Source organism: Leptothoe sp. EHU-05/26/07-4 (assembly GCF_043421015.1).
Lineage (GTDB): Bacteria > Cyanobacteriota > Cyanobacteriia > Phormidesmidales > Phormidesmidaceae > Leptothoe > Leptothoe turfae.
In genome coordinates this window covers 645,084-671,773 of sequence record NZ_JAXSQV010000004.1, presented here as the reverse complement: position 1 = coordinate 671,773, position 26,690 = coordinate 645,084, and the positions used below count along the sequence as shown (strand labels likewise).

18 protein-coding genes and 1 pseudogene are annotated in these 26,690 nt (G+C 47.8%); 7 read left to right on the top strand and 12 right to left on the bottom strand.

The window, feature by feature from the left end; all coding sequences use genetic code 11:
* Positions 1-2: 2 nt before the first annotated feature.
* A complete protein-coding gene (locus U2F10_RS15950) occupies positions 3-437 on the bottom strand; it encodes a hypothetical protein (RefSeq protein ID WP_499872712.1) in 435 nt (144 codons plus the stop codon).
* Between the two features lie 129 nt (positions 438-566).
* Here U2F10_RS15950 and U2F10_RS15945 point away from each other — a divergent pair, with 129 nt between their 5' ends.
* Positions 567-1,298 (top strand): aspartyl/asparaginyl beta-hydroxylase domain-containing protein, encoded by a 732-nt coding sequence (locus U2F10_RS15945; protein ID WP_499061734.1) that lies wholly within the window; start codon positions 567-569, stop codon positions 1,296-1,298.
* 53 nt (positions 1,299-1,351) lie between these two features.
* Here the strand turns inward: U2F10_RS15945 and U2F10_RS15940 are convergent, their stop codons facing one another.
* A complete protein-coding gene (locus U2F10_RS15940) occupies positions 1,352-1,840 on the bottom strand; it encodes a sterol desaturase family protein (protein WP_163667329.1) in 489 nt (162 codons plus the stop codon).
* A 122-nt stretch (positions 1,841-1,962) separates the two neighbouring features.
* On the opposite strand from U2F10_RS15940, the gene U2F10_RS15935 reads away from it, so the two are divergent.
* On the top strand, positions 1,963-3,630 hold the full coding sequence (locus U2F10_RS15935) for a GH3 auxin-responsive promoter family protein (RefSeq protein ID WP_163667326.1): 1,668 nt from the start codon (positions 1,963-1,965) through the stop codon (positions 3,628-3,630).
* 32 nt (positions 3,631-3,662) lie between these two features.
* On the opposite strand, the gene U2F10_RS15930 is transcribed toward U2F10_RS15935, so the two are convergent.
* The 7 genes from U2F10_RS15930 to U2F10_RS15900 form a co-directional block, all read right to left on the bottom strand.
* Complete coding sequence (locus tag U2F10_RS15930; protein ID WP_499872710.1) at positions 3,663-5,438, bottom strand: ShlB/FhaC/HecB family hemolysin secretion/activation protein; 1,776 nt, start codon at positions 5,436-5,438, stop codon at positions 3,663-3,665.
* Between the two features lie 197 nt (positions 5,439-5,635).
* Positions 5,636-7,033 carry a sensor histidine kinase gene (locus U2F10_RS15925; RefSeq protein WP_499061732.1) on the bottom strand — a complete coding sequence of 466 codons (1,398 nt, stop codon included), beginning with the start codon at positions 7,031-7,033 and terminating at the stop codon, positions 5,636-5,638.
* Entirely contained in the window at positions 7,030-9,765 is a 2,736-nt protein-coding gene (locus U2F10_RS15920; RefSeq protein ID WP_499872709.1) for a CHASE2 domain-containing protein, read from the bottom strand. Before U2F10_RS15920 ends, U2F10_RS15925 begins: the two co-directional genes overlap by 4 nt.
* Positions 9,766-9,986: 221 nt before the next feature.
* The gene (locus tag U2F10_RS15915) at positions 9,987-10,880 is read right to left on the bottom strand and encodes a DUF928 domain-containing protein (RefSeq protein WP_499872707.1); all 894 of its coding nucleotides are present in this window, start codon (positions 10,878-10,880) and stop codon (positions 9,987-9,989) included.
* 306 nt (positions 10,881-11,186) lie between these two features.
* Complete coding sequence (locus U2F10_RS15910) at positions 11,187-11,372, bottom strand: hypothetical protein (RefSeq protein WP_499872705.1); 186 nt, start codon at positions 11,370-11,372, stop codon at positions 11,187-11,189.
* Complete coding sequence (locus U2F10_RS15905) at positions 11,347-13,920, bottom strand: CHAT domain-containing protein (RefSeq protein WP_499872704.1); 2,574 nt, start codon at positions 13,918-13,920, stop codon at positions 11,347-11,349. The genes U2F10_RS15910 and U2F10_RS15905 overlap by 26 nt, the downstream gene beginning before the upstream one ends.
* Before the next feature lie 87 nt (positions 13,921-14,007).
* Positions 14,008-16,680 carry a two-partner secretion domain-containing protein gene (locus U2F10_RS15900; RefSeq protein WP_499872702.1) on the bottom strand — a complete coding sequence of 891 codons (2,673 nt, stop codon included), beginning with the start codon at positions 16,678-16,680 and terminating at the stop codon, positions 14,008-14,010.
* Positions 16,681-16,859: 179 nt separating this feature from the next.
* On the opposite strand from U2F10_RS15900, the gene U2F10_RS15895 reads away from it, so the two are divergent.
* From U2F10_RS15895 to U2F10_RS15885, 3 genes and pseudogenes are all read left to right on the top strand, one after another.
* A complete protein-coding gene (locus U2F10_RS15895; RefSeq protein ID WP_163667304.1) occupies positions 16,860-17,621 on the top strand; it encodes an ABC transporter ATP-binding protein in 762 nt (253 codons plus the stop codon).
* A 28-nt stretch (positions 17,622-17,649) separates the two neighbouring features.
* Positions 17,650-18,453 (top strand): ABC transporter permease, encoded by an 804-nt coding sequence (locus U2F10_RS15890; RefSeq protein WP_499872701.1) that lies wholly within the window; start codon positions 17,650-17,652, stop codon positions 18,451-18,453.
* 57 nt (positions 18,454-18,510) lie between these two features.
* A pseudogene (locus U2F10_RS15885) lies at positions 18,511-19,865 on the top strand (cytosine deaminase).
* 39 nt (positions 19,866-19,904) lie between these two features.
* On the opposite strand, the gene U2F10_RS15880 reads toward U2F10_RS15885, so the two are convergent.
* The gene (locus tag U2F10_RS15880) at positions 19,905-20,591 is read right to left on the bottom strand and encodes a HEAT repeat domain-containing protein (protein WP_163667294.1); all 687 of its coding nucleotides are present in this window, start codon (positions 20,589-20,591) and stop codon (positions 19,905-19,907) included.
* Between the two features lie 568 nt (positions 20,592-21,159).
* Between U2F10_RS15880 and U2F10_RS15875 the strand changes: the two genes are divergently transcribed.
* Both U2F10_RS15875 and U2F10_RS15870 read left to right on the top strand, forming a co-directional pair.
* On the top strand, positions 21,160-21,546 hold the full coding sequence (locus U2F10_RS15875; RefSeq protein ID WP_163667291.1) for a Nif11-like leader peptide family natural product precursor: 387 nt from the start codon (positions 21,160-21,162) through the stop codon (positions 21,544-21,546).
* Between the two features lie 435 nt (positions 21,547-21,981).
* Positions 21,982-24,543, top strand: coding sequence for a DUF3536 domain-containing protein (locus U2F10_RS15870; protein ID WP_499872699.1), 2,562 nt, complete (start codon positions 21,982-21,984; stop codon positions 24,541-24,543).
* 60 nt (positions 24,544-24,603) lie between these two features.
* On the opposite strand, the gene U2F10_RS15865 is transcribed toward U2F10_RS15870, so the two are convergent.
* Positions 24,604-25,212, bottom strand: coding sequence for a peptidoglycan-binding domain-containing protein (locus tag U2F10_RS15865; RefSeq protein WP_163667285.1), 609 nt, complete (start codon positions 25,210-25,212; stop codon positions 24,604-24,606).
* A 171-nt stretch (positions 25,213-25,383) separates the two neighbouring features.
* Positions 25,384-26,241, bottom strand: coding sequence for a peptidoglycan-binding domain-containing protein (locus U2F10_RS15860; RefSeq protein WP_499872697.1), 858 nt, complete (start codon positions 26,239-26,241; stop codon positions 25,384-25,386).
* Between the last annotated feature and the right edge of the window lie 449 nt (positions 26,242-26,690).

Here is a 26,690-nt window from a genome sequence, read left to right as displayed (position 1 = left end):
AACTAGCCCTTCGCTAATCGTTCACAAACAAACGCTTCCATCTCTTCATAGAGAAACTGTAGCTTGAGACCTGACTCGATATCAGCAGCTTGATCACTGAGTTCCATAAGCTCACCCACCCGATTGGCAATGATTTCGCTGGAATTGTAGAGAGTGTCAGGGGTTATGCCACCTCGACGTCCGGCTTCTAAAAAAGTGGCTTCCAGGTCTTCTCGCAAGTAAGCCGGGTCGATAATCCCGTTAGGAAAGCTCACCGCCAGATAAGCGCGGCACTCTAGCTCCATGCGATCAACGCTGTTATTCAACATCACGGAGTAGCCATCCTGATCCACAGTACCTGCTACTTCAGGGGTATTTTCAGCAGGAATTACCTGGGCTATCGCCGGCGTTCCATAGAACGCTACGGAGCCAAGGACAAAAAGCAGAAACGATTTCATAGGGAAGCAGGGGTAGAGCATGCTGACATGTGGGCCTAACCAGATACTATATCTTTACACTGATGTAACCACGGGTTTTGCCCAGTTTTTAGAGTGTTTTTTAGCTTGTCTTAACGTATTACGCTGTTTATGCAAATCACTCAGCCCCAAAGTCCAGACACCCCTATTCACCCAATTTTTGACCGCCCCTGGTATCGCCGATTTGAAGCGTGGCTTGGCAACTCATCTCCCCTCGGCAATGCGTCTATTTTTCCACCGGAAACGTTCCCTTGGGCAACAACACTTGAGAACAACTGGACTGTCATTCGCCAAGAGCTGGATCAGGTGTTAGCTGATGTGGATGCTCTGCCCAGTTTTCAGGATATTATGCCGCGCCAGAATCGGATTAGCCCAGATAATAAATGGAAAACCTATTATTTTTGTGCGTTTGGCTTTGTTGCTACTAAAAACTGTGAAAAATGCCCTCAAACCTGGGAGCTGCTCCAGGATATTCCTGGCTTAAAGGTGGCTTTCTTTTCTATTTTGGCCCCTGGGAAACACATCCCTGAACATCGCGGCAAACACAAAGGCCTAATTCGCTATCACCTGGGTCTCCGGGTGCCAGAACCGAAGGAAGCCTGTCGCATTCGGGTGGACACCACCATTACCCATTGGGAAGAGGGCAAAAGCTTGATCTTTGATGACACCTACTACCACCAGGTTTGGAACGACACCAATGGCTATCGTGTGGTGTTGTTTTTAGATATTGAGCGCCCCTTTAATTTTCCTCTGTCTTGGGTAAATGCGGCTATATCCAAACTTTTAGCGCTATCACCTCAGGTGAAACAGGCTAAGGAAAATTACGAAAGCTTTAGCCGGTAGAAACGGTGTATAGAGGCGTCTGTAGAGGCGTTCCAGGGAACGCCTCTACAGACCTACCACCATCTGACTGCCAGCATGGGTAGCTCTGGCAAATCGTCTTCCGTTGGCCACTCGACTGGCTTGTAAGTTCCAAAAATATGGTCCCACCAGTCAACGCCCAGGCCAAAGTTGTGGTTCCACATACCGTACTTGTGGTGTATGTAGTGGACGGGCATCTTCATCCAGAAGCACTTGCGAGGGTTTTCATGCTGTAGCTGGTGGGCATAGGCAGAAAAGGCGGCATACACTAGCGCGCCGCTGGCCCAGCCTAAACCCACCAGCAGGGAAAAGATAAAGGGAATGGCCATTGCGATCGCACTTCCCACGACATAATCTCGAAACTCCCACACCACACCCTGGCCTTCATTGCGGCGATGGTGATCGCGATGGCGCTGGCCAATTTGAGGGGAGGAATGCATTAGCCGATGCAGCCAATACTCAACAAAACTGGCAAACACAAAGGCCGCTACAAAGCTAATGACAAAAACTAGAGGCTGAGGCATTGATAACTCCATTAAGGACAAACACAGAGGCACGCCAATAAATCTACTGCTTCATCTTATTATTGTGAAGGATTTTTACGCAGACAAGACGGATTGTGAAGTTGCCCATGCCCCATGCCCCCATGCATTTATCCTTAACTGTGTTTGCGATGGCCGCCCAGTGGCAGCAACGAGCCTTTACCCGTCAGCTGCCCCAGGCCCAAGCCATCCAAGCTCGCTTTCTACAAAAATTACTGAAAGAACAGCAAGACACGGTCCTGGGAAAAGCATTAAAACTAGACCGCATCAGTAACCTTGAGGAATTTCGCCAGCGGGTGCCCTGTTGGCGCTATGACGGATATTCCCCTTATTTTGAACGGGCGGCAGCCGGCGAAACTAACGTGGTGTCGCCGTTTCCGGTGCAGGATTTTAACATGAGCAGCGGCTCCACCGGCAGCCGCAAGCTCATCCCCATCACTAAACGAGTCCAGCAAACTCGCTCCTATGCCAATCAGGTTGCCATGGGTTATGCCTTTGAGCAAGCTCAAGCCCAGGGTAGAGGCTTGGGGCAGCTATTGCTAACCACATTGATTACGCCCTTAGGGCAAACTGAGGGTGGCATTACCTATGGCCACGTCAGCGGCAATCAGATAAGAAGCACCCATCCTTGGGTCTTCAAACAGCTATTTCCCCAGCCCTACGACGCCATGCGGGTGAGCGACACAGCTGCCCGTAACTATGTCTGTCTGCTATTTGGACTCCGTCAGGAAAACCTCACGTCCATAGCTGCCAACTTTCCGCTCATTATGCTGCAGTTTTGCAGCTACTTAGAACGTTTTGGGCCAGCCTTGATCGATGATATTGGCCGCGGTGATATTTCCCAAGACATTCTTCTAGAGCCTGAACTGCGTCAGACTCTACAAAAACACCTATCGCCTCAGCCGCAACGGGCCAAACAGCTACAAACCTTACTCAAGCAACATGGGTGTTTATTACCCCGCTATGTCTGGCCAAATTTATCTTTTTTGGTCACCGCCCGTGGCGGCCCCTCAGATTTTTACTTCGAGCGTTTTGACAAATATTTTGGCAAAACACCGATTTTTGGGGGCACCTATGCCGCCTCAGAAGCCACATTTGGTAGCTATTGTCGACTTGATGCAGATGGGGCTATTTTAGCTATCAAAACAAACTTCTTTGAATTTGTTCCTCCCGATCAATGGGAAAAGAGCAATCCCCAAACGTTACTGCCTCACCAGCTAGAAGTGGGTGAATATTATCGCGTGCTCGTCACCAACTACTCAGGTTTTTGTCGTTATGACATTGGCGATGTCCTACAGGTGGTGGATATGTACCAAGGTGTGCCAGTAATCGTCTTTCGTTATCGCCAGGGGGGAGTCCTCTCAGCGATTTCAGAAAAAACCACTGAATATCATGTTACCCAGGCAATGGCAGCTTTGCAGGGCAATCTCCCCATCGAAGATTTTTGCGTCACTCTCTCAAAATCTCTCATTGATCCCTATTACGTTCTCAATATGGAATTGGCAGAAGCGACAAAACTCGCTGAGCCACAACAGTTTTTGCGGACATTTGACCGCCATATGCAACGGGCCAATGAGTCTTATGCATTGAAGCGTAAGAAGAATGATATTACCTCCCCTCAGCTCAATCTTTTAGCCGCCGGTAGCTTTAAACAACTACGACAGCAGCGTTTAAAGTCAGGGGTTTCTGATGATGCCCAGGTAAAACTATCGCACATTAGTAGCGATCGCACATTGCTGGATGGCATAACAATCATTCAGCAGATTCGTTAACCCAGAGGCCCTACCTTAGATTGGGAGCAACCTCAAAACGGCGTATATTGCACTGAGAAATAAATCCCACTGTCCTGCAGGCCTTCATCGTCCGTATCCAAATCAACTAAGGGAATGCCCCAGTCTATGCGGGCTGACACGTTGTTGCTCTGTTGCCAGAGTAGGCCAAAACCAATACCTGCCAGCGTATCGGGTCCCGGTGAACTCCCGTCATCATTCCAAACGGTGCCCACATCGACAAAGGGTGTCACTTGCAACAGGCCATCCAGCTCTGGCACCCTGGCGATGGGCCAGCGCAGCTCTGCCGATAACAGCGCCCCGTTATCCCGTCGCAAAGCATCTTGCCGATAGCCCCGTACGCTTTGAGCACCGCCTAAACTGAACTCTTCCTGGGAGAGCAAATCGTCAGTGGTAACCTGAATGTCACCCCGTAGAAAAAAGAGCTGATCTGGTTTGCCCAACAGTTTCACCCATTGTCCCTGGCCTCGCCAGGAAAAGAAACGGCTGTCAGGTGCATCAGTATTGATGTTGGCACCGAGTAAATCAACACCGACATTGAACTGCGATCGCAATGCCAGTACATGACGCTGACTCCGCTGGGTCCATTCTTGAAAAAACCGCACAGTGCTAATGCGAGTGCGGCCATTCTCATCGGCCCCCGGAGACAGGGGAAATGGCCCAATATCATCAAGGCCTAAACGGGTCTGGCTGGTTTGGTGGGAGAGTGTGAGGCCCAAAGCCGCCGACTGGGTGGGGGTTTCAATCAAAGGGCGACGATAGCCCAACTCATAATAGGCACTGTCAGAGGAAATATCGAGCACTGAGAAGGCAGAATTGATCACCTGGCTATCGGCATACCCAGCGGCCAGTCGCACCGTATCATCATTGGGGCTAACTGGCAGAGTATAGCTAAAGTCCACACCATCACTGCCATCAGTGTGCTTATAGCCCAGAGTAATGCGATCGCCAATACCCAATAAGTTGCCTTCGTCTACACCGACACTTACCTGAGTCCCCCCAATATTGGGCGACCGGCTGTTGGCCAAGCCCGTATTCACCGCAAATGAATCAGCCTCAACAATATCGATAACCAGCAAACTAGTGCCCTGGCTCACACCTGCCTGCAAATCAGCAGAAACTGTCTCAATTAATGGATCTAGCTGTAACCGCTGCAAACCCGCTAAAAGGTTATCAACGTTAAGCGGTGGCTGGGCCACCAAACCCACACGGCTCCTCACATAGTCGGGCTGTAACCGCTGGGTGCCCCGAACAATAATTTCTTCTAACTCACCCTCAATCACTTGAACAATGACCGTATCATCGACCAGGGTTTGGGGTGGAATAAACGCCCCTGACGTTAAATATCCTGCCTCTAAATATCGATCAGTAATGGCCGAACGCAGTTGTAACAGTTCATTAAAACTAACCTGGCGACCACGGTACTGGTCCAGCAGATCCGCAAAATCGTCTGCATCAAAAATCGTACTGCCAACAACTTCAATATCTGCCACATAGAAAGCAGCATCACCCTCACCTAAATCATCCTGCGGCGATAATGTATCTCCACCAGGCGATAGCAACTCATCGGGCGAAGGTAACGAAGGTGGCAAGGGTTCATCTGGCAACGGTATGTCGGGGGGGATATCAGGAGGGAGCGGTATTTCGGGGGGGGTATCAGGAGGGAGCGGCGATACCTGGGCTATGAGAGCGCCTTCAGGCCTTTGGCCAATAGCCGAATACAAGAGTAAACAGCCACATTGCCCTAACCCCAACAATACTTTAGCTAAGAATTTGTCTCTCAATGCCATAATCCGATTGATATGCCATCCGGCAAAGTTAGAAACTATAAGCTGCCTCCGGGTGTCCCGTTGGTGGCATAATTTTCAACGTTTCAGCAGTATGAGCGTTTGATAACGGGGTCTAGAATAACAGAGAAGCGATGTCAACGAACCTATTCCAATGGCATCAATATCGCCTACCAACAACGTTAATCTGCTTTCATTAGCTAAATTATTCCAGATTGGAGCGGCAACATCAGGGTAAAACACGTTCCCTGTCCTAAAGTAGATGTCACATCAATAGAGCCACCGTGCTTATCAACTACAATCTGCCACACGATAGCTAAGCCCAAACCTGTCCCCCGACCAACCTCTTTGGTTGTAAATAAATGATCAAAAATGCGTGGTTTGATCGCTTCATCCATACCTGCGCCATTATCTTCAATTTTTATCACAATATTATTACTATTTACTGCCAAGCCAGTGCTGACAGTTATCAGATTTACTCGGGATTGACCCATGTCACAACTGGATGATTGATTAACATCATCCAACGTATCAATGGCATTGGCTAACAGATTCATAAACACCTGATTGAGTTGCCCCGCAAAACACTCAATTTCCGGAATATTCTGGTAATGTCTCTTAACTTCGATTTCTGGCCTAGTTTCATTGGCCTTGAGGCGATGCCTCAGAATTAGCAATGTGCTATCAAGACCTTCATGGACATTAAACAATACCTTATGTTCTTTGTCTGCCCGTGAAAAAGTTCGAAGACTATCGCTAATATTATGAATACGCTCCATGCCAGTGAACCATGAAGACAAAATCTTTTCTAAGTCCTGACGTAAAAAGTCCCATTCAATTGTTTCAATCTGCTCTTGAATGGCCTGCCCTGGCTCTGGGAATGTCTTTTGGTACGCTTCAACTAAAGCTAACAGATCTTGAATATACTCTTGGAGGGGCCCTAAATTACCTTGCAAAAAACTAATGGGGTTATTGAGCTCATGGGCTATACCTGCCACCAAATTCCCCAATGCCGACATTTTTTCGCTTTGGACTAGCTGTAACTGAGCCTGCTGCAATTTGTTTAGGGAATCTGACAATTCAGCCGTACGTTGCTCAACCCTATGTTCAAGTTCTTGAGCTAATTGTTGCAGCCGAGATTCTGCCACAGTTTTTTCAGTAATCTCCTGGGTTAACAATTTATTTTTTTCTTCTAACTCTTGAGCCAGAAATTTCAAATGCAAATGAAGTTTGACGCGAGCGATGACTTCTTTTTGCTGAAAAGGTTTAGTGATATAATCTACAGCCCCCATCTCTAACCCGCGCACTTTATAGTCAGAATTCGAGAGGGCGGTCATAAAAATAATGGGTATTGCTTTCGTTTTAGCGTTAGTCTTTAGCCGCTGACAGGTCTCAAAACCATCAATACCTGGCATCATCACATCCAGTAAAATGAGACTAGGCTGAGCATATTGAGCCTGTTCAATGGCAGATACTCCATCAGTAGCAACCAGCATCGTCCAATCATTACCTTTTAGCGCATCGGACAGCATTTTTAAGTTTGTGGGTTTATCGTCCACAAGCAAGATCCGCACTGGTTTATCACAGGAGACACTCATAAAAATCTTCTCGATGACACGTGAACTTGCAATAGTTGTTTGATTTCTGAAATTTGAAAATTTTCAGCCAACTTTTTTAGGGTGTTAATTAACTGTTGTGATTGAGCGTCTGTCACCACTAGGGTCTTTAGCTTTTGTTCAATATCTTGAACATTCCCCATCATCGCCCAGTCATAGAGCTCATCTAAAACAGCATCGGGAATTAAAACAGGTATATGGACACCTATGTCAGCAGGCTGACGTGTGTCAAGGGTAAGATTATTACAATCGCTCTCATCATATATCCACTGTAGGTTGAGTAGTGTTTTTAGTGTTTCTGTTAAAGCATCTAAATCAATGGGTTTGGGTAAGAAAACATTAGCTCCAGCAGCTAAACTTCGTTGGCGGTCAGCTTCAAAAACACTAGCGCTGATGACAATAGTAGGTATGGTATTGAGTTCTTGTGTCTGGCGTAACTGCTGAAGAAATTCAATGCCATCTAAATTTGGCATGATCAAGTCAGTGATAATCAGATCAGGGGGTTGCTGTTTGACAAACTCTAAGCCTGAGAGACCATTATCAACACTATGGGCTTGGAATCCCATGTAATCAAGAAAATCTAACAACAGGTTAGAGTCTTCTGCACTGTCATCAACCACTAAAATACTGGGGACTTTCCCTTTAACACCAACAATGGTGTGATTTAGAGCTATAGGGTTATTACCATCGCCATAGTCCAATACAGGAATTTCCAAGTCCATCCAAAATAGACTGCCTTCTCCTGGAGTACTACGCACCTGAAGTTGGCTACCCATTAAATTGACAATTTGTTGACTAATCGCCAACCCTAAACCTGTGCCTTCTGACTTACGCTGGCTATTATCAACCTGTTCAAAGGGTCTAAAAATCTGTTCCAATTGATCCGCAATGATGCCAATTCCCGTATCTTCAACCGATATGCGTAACCGACAACTGTGAGGTAGCTCTGGTGAATGACCAGAATGGAGATTATCCAATTGTTCTACTCTGAAAGTAACGCTGCCTTGATCGGTGAATTTGATCGCATTGCCCATCAAATTGATTAAGACTTGGCGAAATCGTTTTTCATCAATCCGCACGATCTGAGGCAGGGGGTAATCAAAGTCAACGTTAAAAGCCAGCTGCTTGGCACTGGCCCGAATTTGACACATCTCAGCCACACCAGATAAAAGTGGTTCTAGATACACATCTTTGGGAAACAGTTCAAGCTTACGTGCCTCAATTTTTGCAAGGTCCAAAATATCGTTAATCAAAGTAAGCAAATGATTGCCACATTGATGAATAACTGAAATTTTATTGTGTTCTTCGTTCGTTAACGTCCGTGAGTTTTGCAAAATTTGGGCATATCCCAAAATGCCATTAAGGGGAGTACGCAACTCATGGCTCATGTTGGCTAGAAACTCACTTTTTGCTTGATTAGCACTATCAGCAGCCTGTTTAGCTTGAGCCAGTTCTTGGGTGCGCTCCTTTACTCTTGTTTCCAGGGTGAGCGAATAATCCAAAAGCTGTTGGTTAGAAAATTCTAATTGTTGATTTGTGAGCTGTAACCGATGCTTTTTAAAGCGACTAGTCGTTGCGATCGCGCTACCCACCAAAGCAGCCATCGGTGATACCACAGGGGCTACCCATCCCAGCAGAAAGCTGACATAACTTCCCCCCAGCAACAACACAGTACCCATTGCCGTGACAATGCTTGGCATTAAAAACCAGCGCTGCTGACGATTTTCTTGATGATTATAGGTTTCCAAAAACCAGTTGCCCACGGTTCCAAATAAGGACCATAGGATAATCCAGGCCCATTGATACTCCCATGTCCATCCCTTCAATAAAGGTCGCTGTCCCAGGGCAATGTTTAATAGATAACTGGTAATGTTGGCATGGACAAGCACACCAGCCATACGCTGATCCGTAGGCATGAAGCTATTACTGTAGGGAGTACCAAAAAAGTCCTTAGTACTGGCTGCCACTGAACCGATATAGACAATGCGATCTCGCATCAAATTCTCAGGAATCTTACCAGCCAGCACATCCATAATTGAAATTTGCTGATATCGCTGACTGGGACCATGCCAACCCATCAAAATTTGATAGCCCCCGAGTTCACTATGGGTATAGCCTGCCGTCCGTCGCACCATTGGCAAAAAATCAGCCTGCCCTAACCGAAAGTGCTGGCGCTCAGCATTTATAGCTTCAAGAAAAATATTATCCTTTTCTAAATAATTAAGGGCGACTTGAGTACCCAACCCAGTTTTAATAACAGACGTTCGTTTATCTTCAGCAACGATTAAAATACGTCGAATTGTTTGATCCTTGTCTACCACAAAATCGGCAACAGCCACCTGGCCAGAGTCTGCCAAGATCGGTGGAGGGGCTACCTGCGTACCAAACACCTTTTCAACACCAATGAGTTGAGGCGTTGTCTTAAAAACATCCAATAATTGTTGGTGCCCTGGTTCTTCTGGTAAATCTCGATAAAGATCTAACCCAATCACTCGAGGCTGTTGAGCTCGAATATTGTTCAACACCTGGGCCAAAGCTTCATCAGTAATCGGCCAGTGCCCCAACGCCTGGATATCTGGCTCATCTATGGTGACCACCACTACCCGCTCGTCAGTAGGCCCTAACCAACGACGACGATAGAACTCATCGCGTATAGTCCATTCCAGCAAATTTAGTAGACCAAACCCATTAGCAAACATCACAATAGCTGCCACGCTGGGTGCCACAAGCCAAATGGGCTTAGCTTGTTGAATAAATTGTCTCAGGGCAATTAAAAACACGTACTGATTAATCTATCTGTCAAAATTACACTCCATGCAGACGTTATGAAGTATTCAAGATTTGCTGTCTCAATCAGTCAATGATGATCGACACACACCCTTCACCAGCAAAGTTTAGACTTCATTTTTAACAGATAATATACGCTGCGGGTTAATTAAAGAAAAGAATGCTCTAACAGTACATCTAAACCAACCGATCCAAGGAATTCAGTCCAATTAGTAGCCGTATCAGCCTGGGTTTGAGAGTTGATTTGTAGTGCAGCCAGTTGCTCAGCAGCATCGTACCAAATACCAGCCTGGGCTAATGCCTTAGCTTTAGCTAAACCATCTTGCGTAGGACAATCTGCCTGAGCCAGCACCAAGGCCATATCAACTCGCTTAATCCAAGCTGTCACATAGGGACTACCTGGATTAATATATTTGCCCGTTTGCAACGTTACATACCATTGATAATATTCACCAATGGATAATTCTGGAGCCCCCTCTGGCAGAGTAATCCTTAAAATGCCATCAGCCTCATTCAGAGGAACAACCTGACGATAAATGACGGATTGCGTCTCATCTTTAAGACTAAAAATTGCAGTATGAGCCTCAGTTTCAGGCAAATAAGCCATGATTGTAGGTCGCGCTGAAACAGTAAGGCCATAAAGACTTGATGGGGTTACCGCCAACATAGCAGTCCCATTGTTGTTATGGGCGAATTCATCTACTGTGCCACCATTTGGCAAGAATAGTAGTGCAATATCTTCAGCATCCCCTACTCTAGACGCGCCACTCGCAGCTTGGTCAGGGGCAGAGTTTTCTGGCGGTGGAATAAAACCAATGCGCGTCGCACCGCCATCTGCATTTGCAGGTGCTGAATTATCTTGAGGCGGAATAAATCGAATACTACCACGGGAAGCCCCCCCATCAGCTTGATGGGGGGCGGTGTTATCACTTGGAGGAATAAAGGTCACGGCTAAGCCTGGCGCTAGGGTGACTAGCCAGACACCTAGAACCGTCCCAGCGAATCTGACCAAACGTATCGACACGCCACACTTCATAGTCATCAGCCTCACTCAACCCCCAGTAAGATTTCTGAAGTAATGATCCATAGGAACACAATCTTGCAGATGCCCCCTTCTGAAAGCACCAAAAGCATGACTGACCTTCGGCACACCGCATCAAAATTGGAGGCTTAAGGTTCCTTTCAAAAAATATGCATTATATGCAAGCACCAAGACGTCAACTAGAGCTAGAGCAATTCTTTAATAAACAGATTTCTAATGGAAATTGTAACTATTTAGCAACAATATCGCTGTCATCCATGACAGGTCTTTGTCAATTTTAATAAAAAAGAAACCATTTACCCTTATTTATTTCAGCACCTTACGGCGCAAAGTAATAAAAAGATTATCAGAAAAACCTTTGCCATGGGCTTTCCCCGTAAATCCACGGAAAGACTGTTGTGAAAAAGCATGGGCAGTTTTTACGCAAATCCACGGAAGTTTCTCGTCTTCTTTTAACAGACTCACCTCAGAGCCAATTACCGATGAGTACATAGGCTGACCAGAAAAAGGGATCAGCAAAGTCTTTTTTGTTTAAAAGGTTTAATTGTGCCTGGCGCAGGGCTTCTGCTTTAGTTAGTCCAGATTGTCCTAAATTTTTATACACATCGATCATCAGCTGCTTAGCCACTTCATCCTTAACAGACCAAAGTGTGGCCAACGTGGAACGGGCCCCCGAGCGCACTGCTAATCCAGCCAAACCTAGCAAGGCCCGATCATCCCCTGTAGCAGTTTCACAGGCACTCAAGGTTAACAACTCAATCGCCTGACTACGGTCTGCTTCTCTACGTTCCAGGAGTTCCGACAGTTCATTGATATTGATCGCCCCATCCCAGGTTAGGAAAAAAGTTTGGCTAAAATCAGAGCTAAACTGACCATGACTTGCCAAGTGAAGAATATTGACTTGGCGAGCGGCCAAGCTTTCGCGTAAAGCTTGACGCGTAAACTGTTGATCTAATAGCTGAGATGACGGAAATAGCTTACTGATATTGGCCACCTCTTCTTTAACTGCAGGCAATGCAGCAAAACGGCCACGAGCTTGACTAATACCAGCAACAATCCCCCTAGCATCTTGGCTATCTAATGCATTAGCAGGTAGAAGCTTTAAACCAGGGGATAGGGCAACAGCATATTTTTCAATTAGGTACTGCTGTCCATCGTGGAGAGCGGCCATGGGCAAATTGCGTAGCAGACCGTCTAAAACAAATACCAGTGTTTGATCCGACTTGAGGATACCAGCGTCTTCTGCCGGACGGATCAACCAGCTATACAGGGTTTGAGCATAGCTTAACTGTTCCTGGAAATCGGTAGATGGATGTAAGCTCGCCAAAAATGAACGCAGTGTTACCTCAAGAGTCGTGTATTCAATCTTGGTTTCGTAAACTTGCAGCGGCTGCTCGAACTGAGAGTAAATGACCGCCAATCGATCATCCAGAATGATGGCATAAACAACTGTAGCGTTGGGATCAATTTGCTCCACGTTACTACTCTCGATGTCGATACAAGCTTCCCGGAAGAAATTATCTAATGCAGCTATCTGCAGGTTTTCTAAAACGAGTCGTGCTTTTTCTAAAGAGTCCTGACTACCTTCTATTAGGAGTTGGGAAACAAGATCTCGATAAACGGGCTCGACCTGCTCTCGATAAGAAAATTGAATATCTTGATTGATCGCTAGTAGATCTCCTCTTAAAAGCTGAAGGGCTTCCACAGCCTTGGTATAAGCTTCGATTGATGATTGTAATTCTCCCTGCTGCTCAAATAGCTTTCCCAGTTGCCAGGCTGACTGAGCAATGATGTCTACTGACTGAATTGATTCGGCTATAGCAAGGGATTTTTGGGTCAGATTAAGGGCATCGGTAGATTGTTGGTTCTGACGATAAAGCTGTCCCAACTGAAAGAGAGAATACGCTTCTGCACGCTGATCTTTGAGTACGTTTGCGGCTTGAGCACCATTGGTCAATAGCTGATGTATTTGAGGTGCAGATAGGGGCTGAGCATCGCGGGGGAGGCGGGCCAGGTGGTGAGCCAGGTTCACCGTACTGTATATGGTTGTCCGGCTCAGGGGCAGGGTAACAAGCTGTGTTTGAATTTGCTCTGTGATTTTTGGAATCGCGATGGTGTCGTTAAGTTCAATATAGGTGGAGAGTTTATCTAAACGAGCCTGGAGCTGATCGAGGGGAGTGAGCGCCGCGTCCTCTGCAGCCTGGAAGTACTCTAGTGCCTTATGGGGTGACTCTATCCTGGCGGCCAATTTACCAATACTTAAGAAAATAGAACTGAGTTCAGATTGAGATGCCTCTAAATCGCGGGCAATTTCAAGACTTTGGGCCAGAGCGTTATAACTCTGCTGGGGAGAACCGATCAGCTGTAACGCTTGCCCCAAACTGCGCAGTGCTGCAATTTTTAACTCACCATCAGGCATCGTATCCAACTGTTGCGTAATGGTTTGCAACTGTTGCTTGGCACGTCGGTAAAACCCTAACGTTTGTAATGCCTGGGCCTGATTAATGCGAGCCCCCAACACACCTGCTGTGTCACCGACTTGGAGATAGTACGTCTCCGCCTTTTGCCACAGCTCTAGAGCTGTTTTAGCCTGCCCACTATGGTTAAGGACCAGGCTGGCTTGCGTATTCAGAGTTTGAGCCCAAAGAATGGGTTCTGCAAGGGAGGCGCGCTCTAGCAACGTGCGACTATTTTCAATTGCTTGATGGGCCTGGTCCCAGTTATTGAGCGCTTGATGGGCAGAGGCAATCCCATTCCAGCCCATTACTTGACGGGCTAGATCTCCCTGCTGAGCAGCCTGCTGGACTGCCATTTGCCATTGTGTAACAGCAGTGGCGAACTGTCCTGAGCGGTAGTAAGTGCGTCCGGCAGCCAGGGGGTCTGTCTCAGGGGCAATCTGCAACGCAGCGGGTACATCTTCGGTCACGGCTGGAACAGGTAAAACAAGGGGGCCAAGGGCGATCGCAACTGCCCCCAAAAATCCCAATACCCCAATCCCAAACCAACGGAGTCCTTTAAAGTAGAAAGACAAACGCGCCATAGCCTGACTTTTGCCCTAATGCAACCAGAATTTTCCTAAAGCAACAATAGCGTTAAGCAGATAAAAGCATCCTTTTTCTCCCATAATTTAACGAGGCGATAATGAACAGGTAGCCCTGAAATTGGGTGGAACAGTGGCATTAGCTGTAACTAGCTCAACTTGACCCAGCTCATTCTTGTACCAGACATTGGCCTCCGCTAATGTCGCCTCAGTGGAAACATCCGGTACCTCAACCTGCACGTCACCCTGGGTGGGGTTGAGAAAAGCAGTGAGGTCGCGGGTATCAGTCCAGGTGAGAGCTTGACTCATATTCTCAGTCGGGACCACAGGAACGCCCCCTCGCCCCGTGGCAACAAACCGATTACTCCCCCCCGTACATCCTTGAGCAACCTGGTTACTCGTATCAGCCAAGCTTGCAGGCAATTCTACCAAACCGGCATCTGGTTGGACATCAAAGTTACTAATGGCAACCGTACCACTAAGACCAAACTCAGAACTTGCGGTAATGTCGTTATTTGGGGTGAGTTGCCCACGGAACACTAACCCAAACAGCCCCTTGGTCGTAATATCAATGTTGCCACCACTTCCAAATACTGCATTGGCAACAATGTCACTGTTCTCTAAACCAACTATCACGGGAGCCGTTAGGGTAATGTTTCCCCCGGTTGCCATGCCCGTGGCACTGGTAATAATTTGACTATTCTGACGCAGCAAGATAACGTCAGTTGCCATGATGTTGAGATCCCCTTCATTACCTCCAGTTACCTTAGCTTGAAGGGTGCCATTGTTCAGAGAGAGTCTCTCAGTAGAAATCGTTAAGTTACCCGCAGCACCGCCATCAAGACTATTGACTGAGACACTGCCCCCATCACGAACCGTAATCTGGTTACCGATGAGATTAACTGAACCCGCATCGGCACTGGTTCTCGAACCAGACATAATGGCGCTACCCAGGAAATCATTTGTCGATTGTCCTATGACCTCAATGTCATCGGCACGAATCGTTACGCTTCCTGCATTACCAGTTCCATCCGTAGACGCTGTAATTTGCCCACCGTTATACACAGTTAAGCGATTTGCTTCAATATCTAACGACCCACCATTGCCCGTCGAACCAGTCACTGCATTGGCCACTAAACCACTGACTGCCCCAGTAAAATCTATAATCGGATCAGCAACGTCTATTTCATCTGCTCGAATAGTAATATTTCCCCCATCCCCATCTCCAACTGTGTTGACAGCGACTTTACCCCCCTGCACAACACTTAATCGCGGCGTGGTGATACTCAAGTTGCCAGCATTACCAGTGGAGCCAGGTTCAGCCGTAGAAAATAGACCACTTGACAAAGGTCCCGCTACAGATGTGTTAAATCCAGTGATTTCCACGAAGTCTGTTGCCACCACGACTAACTCACCAGCATCACCACCTGCCCCTTGAAGCGGTCCTGTGCCTATCTGGGCTCCATCACGTAGGACTAAAGAGCCAACATTCAGTTTTAAATCACCCCCATTTCCAGCATCAGACCCTACTCCAAACACATCATTAGTCAACCGTGAAATACCCTGAGCAATTAATTGATCAGCAGTAATTTCAATGTCTCCTCCTCGTCCAGTGCCAAACGTGCCTGAACTAAGAACAGTTGCAGCTTCATTTCCGTCAGGATTACCCAAAAGAAAAATCTCGTTTGCGTTGATGGTCATACCACCACTAACACCTGAAGCCTCAGTATCGGTGATGATCCAAGCGGCTTGACTCAGTAATAACTGACTGACATCAAGCACCAAATGGTTACCTCGTCCCTCATCAAAAACATTCACGAAGATAGCACTGGTAATATCACGGCTATTTGTACCCGTCACCTCTAACTGTTCAGACGCTCGAATGGTCACCGTTCCACCATCGATTGGTCCCAGATTAGAGGCTTCCAAAGTAGCATTACCAAGTAACCTCACATTACGCCCCTGTATTTGGAATCTACCACCGCCATCACCACTGACATCAGCATAGGTGCCTTGGTCGAGGGTAATATCCTGAAAAGAGTTTGCTTGGGTGTAGGCCAGCAAAAAAGTATCTAAATCCAGACCAACTTGACTACCGGAGGCTACGCTACCTAGAGATAACATTCCTTCAGGGGCACTCAAGAGACTTTCTGTAAACTGAAGATCTCCCCCTAAAAATCCTAGGGATTCTCCTGGATTAACCATGAGACTTCCTTGCTCCACAGTAATTGGCCTCGCAACATTGCCAAACTGTAGGCCTACTGGCACACTCACTGACAACAAAGGAGCATCTCCAGGCTCACGGCTGCTAAAACTCAGACCACCATTGAATAAAACACTTTCTGCTGTACTGGCAAAAAATGAGCCTGGCAACAACAACTCTACATTAGCGCCAAAGGTAATGCCGTTGGGATTAATCAGAAAGAAATCTGGATTGTTACCACCAGTTAGCTGTAATCGTCCATCTATCAAAGAGAGATTTGTACCGGTTACGCGACTAATAACAACATCTACAGTACGCTGAGTGCCATCTAACTGAAATAGAACATCAGCTGTGTTTGGTGAAAATTCTTGAAAACTATGGAACAGTGTGGTCAGTTGCTGACTACCTCCAGTGACTATAAAAGAAGCATTGCCTGAAACGGTCGTACCCACCGTTCCATCGGAAACTACGTTTTGGCCATAGCTAGGGCTAACATATACCAAAAACCCGAGCATACCCAGCAAACCCACACGCCAGGCAAATAGTCCATTGCTCATATCTACAGGTCAGTACCCATATAGCAGCTTAATTCTAGGCCCATAATACCCGCTGTCTCAATGATTAATCAGGGGCTAGGGTTCAAGTTTGCACCCATTCCCTCTGTAGAGTAGCAAAAATAGCGATGCGATCGCACCAAAGCCGTTACCCTAGAATTCGACGATTCACGACAACCCCTATGCCGGCCTCCCTGCTCTCCCTTAAGGATATCGATAAAGTTTATCAAAACGGTACAGTCGCTTTGCAGGGGCTCAATCTAGATGTCAAACCGGGGGAATTCATTAGCCTGGTGGGGCCATCGGGCTGTGGAAAAAGCACCGTGCTGCGTTTAGTGGCCGGGTTGGGTGCCCCCACAGGCGGCATTATAGACTGGCAAGACCCTAGCCAGCAGCGGCATCTAGCCTTTGTATTTCAAGATCCCGCCCTCATGCCCTGGGCCAGCGTTGTGGACAATATTCATCTCCCTCTCAAGCTAAAGGGGCAGTCATTACGTTCTGTGCGGGCAAGCATTCAAGAAACCATCAACACCGTTGACCTCTGCGGCTGCGAACACAGATATCCTCGCCAGCTATCAGGGGGGATGAAAATGCGCGTATCCATTGCCCGAGCACTGATCACTAAACCTCAAATACTGCTAATGGATGAACCCTTTGGTGCCCTGGATGAAATGACCCGTAGCCGTTTGAACAGTGACCTGCTGCATCTATGGGAAGCCAAACATTGGACCGTCTTATTTGTCACCCACAATATTTATGAAGCAGTCTATCTCTCCACACGGGTTATCGTTATGGCCGCTTGCCCTGGACGAATTGTGGCAGATATTCCCATTGAAGCAGCCTATCCCAGAACAGATTCGTTTCGCACATCGTCACAGTTTAATCATTATTGTCGCGAGATTATGGCCGCTCTATCGCAAGAAGAAGGTGTGAGTGTAGGATAGCGTACATCAGAGAGGGAATCAAAAACAGGTGTTTAAGCAGAGAAAACCAGCAGCTGTGTGGAGTTGGCTAGCTCCAGCATTGGTAGGCATTACAGCCGTCATTGGTTGGGATATTTTTGTCCGCGCCACCCATACTCCACCCTATCTCTTACCAGGGCCAGGGCTAGTGATCAAAACTCTCATAGAAGAATGGGGAGATTTGTTCCCATCACTGTTGATCACAGTTCAAATCACCGTGATGGCTTTTTTAGCTGCTGTGATTTCAGGCTTGTTGATTTCTGTTTTATTTGCCCAAAGCAAGTGGGTGGAGCGCAGTTTTTTTCCCTATGCGGTGATCTTGCAGACAACGCCAATTGTTGCGATCGCACCCCTAATTATCATTTGGCTACAAAACAACACCTTTATGGCCCTGGTGGTATGCGCCTGGATTGTGGCCTTTTTCCCCATTGTGTCTAACACCACCCTGGGCCTCAACAGCGCTGACCACAACCTCCAGAATCTGTTTGAAATCTATGGAGCGTCTCGCTGGCAAACCCTAATTCATCTACGTTTACCCAGTGCTTTACCCTATTTTCTAGGGGGTTTGCGCATCAGCGGCGGTCTCGCCCTAATTGGAGCAGTTGTCGCTGAATTTGTGGCGGGTACTGGCGGCACCCGTTCTGGCATTGCCTATCAAATCCTAATTTCTAGCTTTAACCTGCAAATTCCTCGCATGTTTGCCGCTCTGTTAATGACGACAGTGCTAGGGGTGGCTATTTTTGTTGGGTTAACGGTTCTGTCTGATCGCCTGCTCCGGCATTGGCATGAGAGCGCGGTTCGGCGCGAAAATTAACGTAAACGACATTAGCTACTGAAAATGGGGAATAGGGAGTGGGGAACGGAATACGGAATGATGCCTAAAACTGGATTTGTTGCTATTCCTGATGAAGACCATTATTGGTTAGCCAATGGTCGAATACCGGTTTGTTTTTTAGAGAATGATACGGACCTCAAGCCAATGCCATCTTTACAGGCAGTGCCGCATCAAGAAGACCTAGTGGCGGTGGATGTCGAGGTGCGGGGGGAGCGATCGCAAGTATCAGGCCAACGGACACAACAGATTTCCCCTCCCAACCGGCCATAGAACGACAAGTAGATCTACAACAAGGTTTAATTTGGCCTGGCTTTGTTGATATGCACACCCATTTGGACAAGGGGCATATCTGGCCACGCTGCCCTAACCCCAACGGCACATTTATGGGAGCCTTAGACACTGTACGACAGGACCATGGCAACTGGCACCCTGACGAACTGTATCAGCGCATGGAATTTGGTTTGAAATGCAGCTATGCCCACGGCACCCAGGCTATTCGCACCCATTTAGACAGCTTTGGCCCCCTAGGCAAAACCAATTTCACCGTATTTGACCAGCTGCGACGTCAGTGGAGCGATCGGCTCACCTTACAAGCTGTCTGCCTCGTATCCCTCGATTATTTCCTTACCCCCGACGGTGAGCCTTTAGCTCAGCTAGTGGCCAATTTTGGCGGCATCCTCGGCGGCGTAGCCTACATGAATAAAGACATCATCGCCCAATTAGATCAGGTCTTTACCCTGGCCAAACGCTATGGTCTGAATCTCGATTTCCATACAGATGAAAGCCTCGACCCAGAGGATATAACCCTGCGCTATGTGGCAGAAGCCGCATTACGCCATGACTTTCAAGGCTCAATTACCTGTGGTCACTGCTGTAGCCTATCGGTTCAGTCCCCTGAAGTCGTCGAAAAAACCCTCTCACTGGTCAAAGCTGCCAATATCGGCATTGTTAGCCTGCCCATGTGTAATCTGTATCTGCAAGATCGCCGGCCTGCTTACACGCCTCGCTACCGTGGGGTGACCATCCTGCATGAACTGCATCACTACGGCATACCCGTAGCACTTGCTAGCGATAACTGCCGAGATCCGTTCTATGCCTATGGCGATCATGATGGGTTAGAGGTGTTTAAACAATCAGCTCGCATTGGTCACCTCGATCGTCCATTTACCCACTGGCCCAAAAGTCTAGCCAGTCGCCCTGCCCAACTCATGGGTCTAGCCAATATGGGAACGTTAGCCCCCGGCAATTGGGCCAGTCTAATTTGCTTTAAGGCCCGGACGTTGAATGAATTAGTAGCCAGGGCCCAGTGGGATCGAGTAGTACTCCACCAAGGGAAACAAATTGATACAACGTTACCCGACTACAGCGAGCTAGATACCTTGTTCACATGAGCATGACCAACGTGAGCATAACTAGGCTCAACGTCGAATCTAGATGCGGCCTTCCAAGCCCACAATACGTCCAGCTAGACGATCTAATGAAATTTCTGCTGCTTCAGCCACTTGCGGATGGCTATCCTTGGCCAAATATCGTAAGGCTGATGTCCCCTTCTCGCTAGGCATATTGCCTAAGGCTTCGGCTAATCGCTGGCGTACGAGCCAATCGTCGGATTGAGCAAACGCCAAAATTTCATCCAGGGCTTCCAGGTCACCGATTTCACCAAAGGCAGCAATGGCCGCTTGCTGCAAAATCACCTCTGGACTGTGGAGAGCCTGAATCAAAGCATCATGGGCACGGGGATCTTTGAGATTGCCCAAGGATACCGCTGCACTAAAACGTACCAGCCAATCGGTGTCTTCATAGAACGAATGAATCAGGGGTTCAAATGCGCGGGGATCTTCCAAATAGCCCAAGGCACCTGCGGCATCTGCGCGGATTCCATAGTCTGGATCAGACTCTAAGATTTTGACTAAAAGGGGAAAACTTTCGTCAGTCTGCTTCACACCCAACGCAAAAATTGCCATTGAGCGAACCTGCTGATTATCATCATCCAGAACCAACTTAATCAGCTCTAATGCATCCGGCCCCGGTACGTCTCGCAAAGCTGCCAGCGATAGCTTTTTATCTTTGAGATCGCCAGTTTTAAGTTTCTCAGCAAGAACGACGAGATCGAGCATGACATCGTTAGTAGGGTCTTATACGAAATTAATTATAGATAGGATTTTAAGTGTGTGGAACCATTAATGCTAGGCACTGGGTTTGATCCCATCACATTTTATAGGGCTGCGGTGAGCCCAATGCACACCTACATATCCTAAAAAAATATTAGGGTGAAGCAGCGAGTTCACTGTTTAAGGTTAAGGGGAATTTGATTAGAAAAGTGCGGAATTCCGAACAGGGTCTCTGAAGAAACCAATACAGAGAAATCACAACCAGCGTTTTATACCCACGTTGGCCATTGGCTTTCTGACAGCACCTGTAATATTAGTTAAAGGACTCTGCACCATGGCTTATTTGGCTCACAACAAACGTAACAAACGTCGTAACCGCCATCGCTTTGCTCCTGCGCCCAATGGCAAGCCCAGACGTACACGTTCTGGCGGTGCTCGGTAAAATTTCTGTTTTTGTTAACATTAGCTGCGGGGCAGAGTTGTTATAGCTAGTGATGTGAATAGACCTTTTGGAGTATTAACTCGTGGGGGACTTTTCACTAGATCAATTGAACAACCTACCCTAATGCTAACCATGACTACCCATAATGTTCTGCAGTTTATGCAGAAAACCGCTGGCAATACCGCACTCCAGAAGCAGCTTGAGCAATTGCTTGGCTGCGGGGACGGCGACATTAGTTCCAGCGTCAACCTTGATCCCGAAGAATCGTTAGCCCTTAGCCAGCGGGCTCCTAAAGTGATTGAATTAGCCGCATCCATGGGCTACCAGTTTTCTAACGATGAGCTACTGTCAGTTATTGATGCATTTAGACAGCATCAAAATGGCACCCTGTCTGATGAAGATTTTGCCAATTTTCTAGGGATCAGATCAGGAGAAAGTGTACGCCCAGCCGTGCAGAATAACGTGAAGCGTCTTGCCAACTATCTATCTAAAACTTACTTGGGTGTACATCTGTCTTAACGATGCATCCCATCAGCACTGTCCAAATCGCCTGGGTTTTCAAAAGCAACGGTTGAAAGCTCAGGTTTCTTTATTGGTTTAAATAAGGAATGGAACCGTCATGTAGCCTCAATAATGCCTAAACAATTCTCACTCTCATGAAAAAAGTGTTATGTCGTCACAACAAAATGAACAACAGAAAAAATTAGGCATAGAGAATATTTTTTTACGTAACACTGCCTTGAGAAACGTAACGACGCTGGATCAGAAATCCTACCTTCGTTAGAGTGTCATTGGACTATACATGGTCCTGATATCGTAGCAGGCGATTACTCTAGCTAGTGTATGTAGGCTGAGTTTTCAAGGCTAATCACTCTGGATATGGTGAATCCCAGGGAAAGTCTATCGCCAGTCTCTTTTTAGAAGATTTTTGTCTATAGTGCAGTGTCACATAACATGGTTAATTCCCATTCTGTGACGACATCATTCTCTGATAATCAAGGGTTGATGCCGTCGTCTGAGGTACTTTCATCTGAGGTGCCCTCGTCTGAAGTATATGTATGTGTTCATGGGCACTTTTATCAGCCGCCTCGAGAGAATCCCTCACTAGAAGTAGTTGAGCGACAGTCAGGTGCAGCCCCTTTCCATGATTGGAATGAACGGATTTTGCGTGAGTCCTATCGCCCTAATGCATTTGCCCGCATCATGGATCACCAGGGCCAGATACTGCAAATTATCAACAACTATGAGTTTATTAGTTTTAATATTGGCCCTACGCTGATGAGCTGGCTAGCTCGCCACGATATTGAAACATACCGACAAATTTTGGCTGCTGATAAACGCAGTTGCGATCGCAATAACGGCCACGGTAATGCCATTGCCCAAGTCTATAACCACATCATTCTGCCCCTGGCCAACGAACGTGACAAGCTCACCCAGGTGCGATGGGGCATTGCAGATTTTCGTAAGCGATTTAATCGTGATCCCGAAGGCATGTGGCTGGCGGAGACAGCGATTGACCAAGATACACTGCGGGTCTTAATCCAAGAGGGCATTAAGTTCACCATTGTGGCTCCGTCCCAGGTACAGCGTTGCCGTCAGATGGCAACTGGGGATCAGGCCGCCGGAGAATGGCATCAGGTGGGTGGCGGCCAGATTGATCCCACCCGTCCCTATCGCTGTTTTGTGCCAGGTTTACCGGCAGGGCAAAACTACATTGATATTTTTGTCTACGACGGGCCGATTTCTGGGGACATGGGCTTTAGTGATATTTTGCAATCGTCCCAGTCCTTTGCAGACCGCATCGGCCAGGCCATTCGTGGCGAGCGCAAAGGGGCTCAGTTAATTTCCGTCGCCACCGATGGAGAAACCTTTGGTCACCACCGTGGTGGGGCAGAACGTGCCTTAGCCTATGCGCTGCAACATGAGTTTATGGATCGGGGTTGGAATGTCATTAGCTATGCCCGGTATCTCAGCCTATTTCCCCCCACCTGGGAGTTGGAACTGAAACCGGTCACGGCTTGGAGCTGTGCCCACGGTGTGGAGCGCTGGCAAAGTGACTGTGGCTGCGGTGGCGGTGGTGAGTGGCACCAACAATGGCGTGCCCCATTGCGTCAGGCCCTAGATTGGCTGAGGGATGAGCTGATCGAGATTTACGAAATTACTGGGGAAGATCTGTTTAAGGATGCTTGGGCGGCACGGGATAGCTATATCAATATTATTTGCGATCGCACCCCCCTCACCATCGAACAATTTTTCGCCAAACATCAGCACCATGAGCTGACACAGGTTGAACGCACAGATGCTTTGTCTCTCTTAGAGATGCAGCGCCATGCCATGCTGATGTATACCAGCTGTGGTTGGTTCTTTGAAGAAATTTCCCGTCCAGAAGGCACCCAGGTGCTCCGTTACGCAGCCCGTGCCATTGAACTAGCGGAAGAAATCTGCGGTGAGTCGCTAGAAGAAGACTTTATTGCCAAGCTAGCCCTGGCCCCCAGCAATATCCCCCTATTTAGGGATGGTGCTGGGGTTTATCGAGCCCAGGTACGCCCTGCCCGCATCAGTGTCGAGCAGGTGGTGGCCCACTACGCAATGTCCTCCTTGTTTCACACCTATCACCGCGAACAGCGTCTGTACTGCCATACGCTAACGCACCAGGACTATCAAAAACAGACCATGGGAGCCCTCACCCTAGCCCTGGGTCAGGTGACCATTGTGTCAGAAATCACCCAGGCAAAGGGCTGTTATACCTTTGCCGTATGTCATCTAGGGGGCCAAGAATTCCTGTGTGGCATTCGCCCCTTCAAAAATCGAATTGCCTATGCCCGGGCTAAAGAAGCCGTACTCAGAATTTTTGCCCAGGGCAGCATTGTCCAGACAATTGATGCCATCCAGACTCAGTTTGGAGAGTACACCTTTAACTTGCAACAGCTGTTTAGTGAAGAACGACAGCACATTATGCAGCTGCTGAGCCAAAATACCTTGGATCAGCTTAACCAGCTGTATACCCAAATTTATCGGGAAAACTATGGCGTGCTCATGGCTTTTCATCGGGAAAGCATGGATGTTCCCCGAGAACTACAGGTAGCTGCCGAAATCACCCTTAGCCACCGTGTTATCGACGTTTTACGACGTTTAGAACAAGACCTTAGTGATATTGACGAACACATTTTAGCCATCAGCACAGGCTATCTAGGGGAGCTAGAGGGTATCGCTATTGAAGCCAATCATTTGCGATGTCACCTCACCCTACCCCAAGCGACACCGATTTTAGAGGGCTTAATCTTACAAGCTCTACGTCAAACATTGCAGATTGAAACTGATGCGACGCATCAAGCCTGTACCCTCGCCGTCAATCCAATTGCTATTCAAGGCATTAAACGATTAATTGTCTTGGGAACTAACTTGGGACTCAATCTCAATTTAGAGCGATCCCAGGAGGTGTATTACAACTACGTACAACAATGCCCGCCCATACCCAGCCTAGGACAGGCACTGGGCATCGTAGAATCAGCGTAGAATCAAGCCCGGAGGGAGCTTACCCAGCTTTTATCGCAGCCTTTATCAGCGATAAAGGCTTTATCGCTGATAAAGCACGCGAGCTTCAAATCCTAATCGGCGAGCTTCCCGCACTCGGGCAACCGCATCAGCATGACTGCCATAACGCCCAATGTTAATAAACTCACCCTGACGTACATAGTCTATGGTGGCATTGCCAAAGGATTGTTGAACTTGTCCTAACTTTCTACGTGACTCGATAACGGCAGCCACATAGGGCGTATCATCTCCCTGCTCATTGCCACCATTGCGACCATCTTCTACGACCACATCAACTGTATTGGGGTTGAGCCCCAGGATATCGAGGGTTTGTGGGCCAGCCACACCGGTCACCGGCAAATCGTACAGCTGCTGAAACTCTGCCACAGCAGCCTGGGTCATGGGGCCATAGGCACCATCGACCGGACCTGTTTCAATCCCGTTACGATTCAAAGCTTGTTGCAATGCAGCGACGGCCTCGCCCGAATCACCCGGCCCAAGGGAAGGTGTCGTCACGGACCGAGGCACCCCACTAGGACTAGGCAGTGGCGGTGGTCCTGGTGGGGGTGGTAAGCGCTGCTGAGCATTACCAGGCGACCCTAGAAGTAGAAAAATACTGCTAACGACGACAGCTGTCAGTAACTTAGGCATCACAATAATCCCTGACTATAATGCGACAGATGCTAACTCAGCGTACAAACAGCTGCTCAGCCATATACGCTCATGCCAGCTCAGTGGATATCAGTCCCGCTCAGCTGGATGGCGTATATATTAGCGGATGATCACCGAAATTGTACTGATTAGCGTGGCAATCACTCCCATTTAATCCCGCAGCACCCGTGCGTCATAACCAAGGTCACTGGCGAAATCAGCCCAAGTACCAGCATCGGACTGGTCGAAAAAGCGTCCAATGCTGATATATTCGCCTAGATTATTCCGCTCCACCGTGGCATTGGGAAAATCTTCTTGAACCTTACTTAGCTGAGATGGACCGGCAATAATCGCGGCAACATAACGTCCCCGAGGAGACCGACTACTGTCAGCATCACGAATAGAGCTGTCCCCAGTAGTACCGGCGCTAAATCCCATATCGATCAAGGTGGTTCGATCGGCAATGCCATCAACCGGTAGATCTGCTGTTCGCTCGTAGGTTCTGATCGCTTGCTCAGTCTGAGCGCCATAAACACCATCTGCCTCCAGATTGAAGCCAAAGGTTCTGAGTACTCGCTGTAGAATTCGCACATCGTCTCGACTGGAAGCAGGCGTAATGCGATCAGAACTAATTGCCCCGTGCACAGGATGGGATAGGCCGACAGGTAAACGCGACAGGTCAACCCCGAGCAAATCTAAGGTTTCCGCATCAGCAATGCCGGTCACATCGAGACGGCGAATACGTTGGAACTGTCGTACTGCTTGGGTAGTGGCTGGACCATATACGCCATTGATGGCAACAGGAAACAACCCGATACTGTTTAGCTGTCGCTGCAGCTCTAGCACAGCAGGGCCCCGATCGCCTTCCCGAAGACGGAGCCGACTTTGGGCAATTAAAACAGACCCATCAAATCGGGTTGGAATCTGCGCCATAGCAGGCACACAGCTTAACAACCAGACACCCACAAGCAGCTTGACACTGAGGCGAGCAGTATGACGAATGGTGGGCAAAAAAACCGAAACGCTCATGGCTTGTTGTCCTAATGTCATCATTTCTAACAAATACAACATCCGGCTAAGTGAAATTACGCCCAGATTTTCTCCGATATGCGCGATATGTCTATTAAATCACCTGCCTAAGGAATATAAGCCTTCGTCAATATCAGCACGCATAATTACGTAAAAATATCAGCTATTTAAAGCTGGTATGGGGGCAACTTTGCCTTGGCGTGATCCTTGGACACCCACCTATGGTTTCAGGTGTTTTGTCCTAAGATTAGAACCAATCGATAAACGAATACTGGGAAAGCAATCGGTTTTAGCTACAATAAGCGGAAACAAAGCGTGAAAATTTGTAACACATTCCGGATTGAGCTATTTTAATTGGCTTAAGCGCTTGCCATCAATGCTCATATTTTCCAGCTGTTACCTCTAATAAAACCTGGTTCCAGCCTGGCATTCTTACAGCAAATAGGGCT

Coding starts and splice junctions, on each gene's coding strand:
- U2F10_RS15950 (WP_499872712.1), bottom strand. CDS start 437: ATGAAATCGTTTCTGCTTTTTGTCCTTGGCTCCGTAGCGTTCTATGGA.
- U2F10_RS15945 (WP_499061734.1), top strand. CDS start 567: ATGCAAATCACTCAGCCCCAAAGTCCAGACACCCCTATTCACCCAATT.
- U2F10_RS15940 (WP_163667329.1), bottom strand. CDS start 1,840: ATGCCTCAGCCTCTAGTTTTTGTCATTAGCTTTGTAGCGGCCTTTGTG.
- U2F10_RS15935 (WP_163667326.1), top strand. CDS start 1,963: ATGCATTTATCCTTAACTGTGTTTGCGATGGCCGCCCAGTGGCAGCAA.
- U2F10_RS15930 (WP_499872710.1), bottom strand. CDS start 5,438: ATGGCATTGAGAGACAAATTCTTAGCTAAAGTATTGTTGGGGTTAGGG.
- U2F10_RS15925 (WP_499061732.1), bottom strand. CDS start 7,033: ATGAGTGTCTCCTGTGATAAACCAGTGCGGATCTTGCTTGTGGACGAT.
- U2F10_RS15915 (WP_499872707.1), bottom strand. CDS start 10,880: ATGACTATGAAGTGTGGCGTGTCGATACGTTTGGTCAGATTCGCTGGG.
- U2F10_RS15910 (WP_499872705.1), bottom strand. CDS start 11,372: ATGTACTCATCGGTAATTGGCTCTGAGGTGAGTCTGTTAAAAGAAGAC.
- U2F10_RS15905 (WP_499872704.1), bottom strand. CDS start 13,920: ATGGCGCGTTTGTCTTTCTACTTTAAAGGACTCCGTTGGTTTGGGATT.
- U2F10_RS15900 (WP_499872702.1), bottom strand. CDS start 16,680: ATGAGCAATGGACTATTTGCCTGGCGTGTGGGTTTGCTGGGTATGCTC.
- U2F10_RS15895 (WP_163667304.1), top strand. CDS start 16,860: ATGCCGGCCTCCCTGCTCTCCCTTAAGGATATCGATAAAGTTTATCAA.
- U2F10_RS15880 (WP_163667294.1), bottom strand. CDS start 20,591: ATGCTCGATCTCGTCGTTCTTGCTGAGAAACTTAAAACTGGCGATCTC.
- U2F10_RS15875 (WP_163667291.1), top strand. CDS start 21,160: ATGACTACCCATAATGTTCTGCAGTTTATGCAGAAAACCGCTGGCAAT.
- U2F10_RS15870 (WP_499872699.1), top strand. CDS start 21,982: ATGGTTAATTCCCATTCTGTGACGACATCATTCTCTGATAATCAAGGG.
- U2F10_RS15865 (WP_163667285.1), bottom strand. CDS start 25,212: ATGCCTAAGTTACTGACAGCTGTCGTCGTTAGCAGTATTTTTCTACTT.
- U2F10_RS15860 (WP_499872697.1), bottom strand. CDS start 26,241: ATGAGCGTTTCGGTTTTTTTGCCCACCATTCGTCATACTGCTCGCCTC.